Origin of the sequence: Vibrio genomosp. F6 (assembly GCF_005146325.1) — a bacterium.
Lineage (GTDB): Bacteria > Pseudomonadota > Gammaproteobacteria > Enterobacterales > Vibrionaceae > Vibrio > Vibrio cortegadensis.
In genome coordinates, this window is record NZ_SYUT01000036.1 from 2,489 (window position 1) to 5,638 (window position 3,150).

Below are 3,150 nucleotides of genomic sequence, written 5' to 3' on the forward strand. Positions count from 1 at the left end.
CCTTGGCGCTAAACTTGGCTCTGTCGTGCGGGCAATATAACAAACAATTTAAGAGTGACTCCCAACGCGTGGCGGTTTCACTCCGGTTTGAATTTTGTGTTTACGGTGCAATGGTTTAGCTTGGGTGTTATAGCGTTGTCGCACCTTAATTGGGCGTTACACGAGCAGGAGGCTAAATGGAACGTGGTATTATTATTACTCCAAATTATTCAGTTTTGAATAATGGTCATGGTTTACAAATGAAGGGTTCTGTTGAGCCTATAAACTTAAGAAATTATTTGCTTTTTTGGGATAAAATCGATTATCCAACAAATAATATGATCCATATTGGTGGCGGTCAGGATGTTGATTTTTTAATCCAAGAAGGTATCGCGAAGTCAACTGACGTTAGATTCAGAGAGTTGCGAGGTGACCAAAATGGATTATTGCCTTTAGCTACACAAATGGCAGCTTATGAAGAAAATAGTAAAATTGAAAGTGAAGAGTGGAGTATCGCACAGCCTACGAGTCAGCTAATTATTCCTAATCAGTATGCAAGAAAACAGGGGTGTTTGGAGTTCGAATTGTATAACGCTATTCAAGTCCCTACCGGCGATGTCCCTTTACCTGAAGTAGTCGAATTTAAAAATAAAAGATTACCAGAACTTCTAGCTTTACGTGATGCGATGGATTCAATTGTCGACAATGTAGTTGGCAGTCAAGATATACCAAAACGTAAAAATAAAGCAATTAGTAAGCTTCACCGTGATTTAAATGATTTTAATCGTGTAATGAAAGAAACTGGATTTCAGAGAGTTAAGCGCTCGTTAACAGCTGTCGCTACAGATCCGTGGTTTGGTGTAAGCAATGCAATGATGTTAGGTAATAACTATTTACCCGAAAATTATCAACCATATATGCAAGGTTTGAATGTTGCAGCTTTAGGTGCTTGTGCGGTTAAATTTAGCTATCGGGAATTAAGCGTGGGAAAAAATATCCCAGCTGAATACAAGCATTTTGCATACCTATCGAGTATTCAGAAAGAGCTCGTATAACAAACAATTTAAGAGGGATTCTCAACGCTTGGCACTTTTGCTTCTACTTCAAGTTTAGTGTTTATGGCACAATGCTTTAAGTTGGGTGGAGGCGTTGTTCACCCCTTAATTGGGCGTTAGGCGGTTATCAGCTATTCAGTCCATATTAGAAAATAGGAAAAGTAATGGAATATAGTAATCAGTTTGAATATGCAGGTTTTTGAGTAAGATTGGGAGCGGCTTTAATAGATACAATTTTATTTCTTATGTTGACCATGCCACTACTATATTGGATATATGGTAATTACTACTTCGAATCTGAAAGCTTCATTCTGGGTGGCTGGGACCTTTTACTTAATTGGCTGTTTCCATTCATAGCCACAGTTCTATTTTGGGTATATCGCTCTGCGACACCTGGTAAAATTGCGTTAAAGTTGAAAGTTGTGGATGCGAAAACTGGTGAAGCACTTTCAACGAGTAAATCAATTCTTAGGTATGTTGCATATTACGTTAGTACCATTCCCCTGTGTTTGGGTTTTATCTGGGTAGCTTTCAACGGTAAAAAACAAGGTTGGCACGACATGATTGCCAGTACTGTAGTAATTCGCCCTAAAGATCGTGGTGTCGAGGCTGTAGAGTTCGAAAAACGCGCCTAACAAAGCGTTTAAGACGGATTCCCAACGCTTGGCATTTTCAGATTTCTTCGGTTTAAGTGTTTATGTCACAATGGTTTAGGTAGGGTGGTCTGCGTTGCTCACCACTTAACGCGGCGTTAGGCTTTTCAATGAAATATGGAGTAAATATGACAGAGTTGGTTGCAAATTGCCCTAGATGTCAGGCTACAAATATGACATTTGATCTATTAAATCAAGTGGTTGTTGGAGAGCGGCATGGTTGGCAATGTGTTTTGGAAGCGTTCTGTATCTGCCGCAATTGCGGAAAACCATCATTATTTGTCGTTTCCCAAAAGGAGCCGAGATTTAATGGTATTGCAAATGGTGGTTTGGAAAATTTTCATGGTTCTGCTAACCAACTAGTGAATGTAGAGCGTCATGTGTCAATTAGAGATCAGTCATCTGAACAACCACCAGAATATTTGCCTGAAGATATTGAGCGAGTATTTAATGAGGGTGCTGCCTGTATGGCTATTGGCTGCAATAATGCAGCAGCAACCATGTTTAGGTTGTGTTTAGATATAGCGACTCAAAATTTGTTACCGGAGCAGACCGAAGGGCTGACAAACCGAGTTCGTCGAAGTTTGGGCTTGCGACTTCCGTGGTTATTTGAAAATGGTGTTTTACCGGAATCACTTCGTGATTTGTCTACCTGTATCAAAGATGATGGCAATGATGGTGCTCACGAGGGTACTTTAACTGTAGAAGACGCCGCTGATATCTTAGACTTTACATATATATTGTTAGAACGAATCTATACAGAACCTAAACGTTTAGAAGAAGCAGCAAATAGAAGGCGTGCACGTCGAGAACAAGCCTAACAAAGCATTTAAGAGTGATTCGCAACGCTTGGCAGTTTCGCTTCGCTCAAGTATAGCCAAGCGCCGCTCACACCTTAATGCGGCGTTATAAGCCAACCTCAGCATGGGTTGGCTTAAGAGGTATTTAGGCTAGAGCATTTAGATCTATCTCACAGGCTCCACCACGCATTTCTTTTGCGAGTGCAAGCTTCCACGAGTCAGTGTCATCAAACTTCTCATAAACAACACCGCTGAAGTCATTTGGGAGTTCAATGTCACCTTTAACAACAGCTGTAACTTTATCTCGCCCGAGCTTTCCTATGAAGTAACCATGTTCAAATACAACGTTCTGTCTCGCTCTGTACTTGGGTGATTTTTCATTGGCTTTTGCTCCTCTATCACACGGGGTGTAAAGTACTATTGCGTAACAAGCTTGATCAGCGTAATGCTCAATTTTTTCAATTATAGTTTTGCTACCACTAAATTGTTCGTGAAGGATAATTGGGTCTAAACCGACTTGAGCAATAAATCGTGCTACTTTCTCTTTCACTAACTCATCGTGCCCATGCACGATAAAAACTTTATTCTTCATCGTAGACTTATCTAAATTTAGTCCTTGAATTGCCGGATAGGACTGGGACAATGGTTGCGGTTGCGGTTGCG

4 protein-coding genes are annotated in these 3,150 nt (G+C 40.5%); 3 read left to right on the plus strand and 1 reads right to left on the minus strand.

Features of this window, described 5'->3' with window-relative positions:
- The first annotated feature begins 176 nt into the window (after window positions 1–176).
- The 3 genes from FCV43_RS14765 (at window position 177) to FCV43_RS14775 (ending at window position 2,508) form a co-directional block, all read left to right on the plus strand.
- Window positions 177–1,034: a DUF6236 family protein gene (locus FCV43_RS14765; RefSeq protein WP_136995635.1), complete on the plus strand. Its 858-nt coding sequence runs from the start codon at window positions 177–179 to the stop codon at window positions 1,032–1,034.
- Window positions 1,035–1,243: 209 nt separating this feature from the next.
- Entirely contained in the window at window positions 1,244–1,669 is a 426-nt protein-coding gene (locus FCV43_RS14770) for an RDD family protein (RefSeq protein WP_240697175.1), read from the plus strand.
- Between the two features lie 191 nt (window positions 1,670–1,860).
- Entirely contained in the window at window positions 1,861–2,508 is a 648-nt protein-coding gene (locus FCV43_RS14775) for a DUF4145 domain-containing protein (RefSeq protein WP_206380334.1), read from the plus strand.
- A 124-nt stretch (window positions 2,509–2,632) separates the two neighbouring features.
- Here the strand turns inward: FCV43_RS14775 and FCV43_RS14780 are convergent.
- Window positions 2,633–3,150, minus strand: a 518-nt coding sequence (locus FCV43_RS14780) for a TIR domain-containing protein (protein ID WP_170961669.1), incomplete at its 5' end; no start/stop codon positions are given.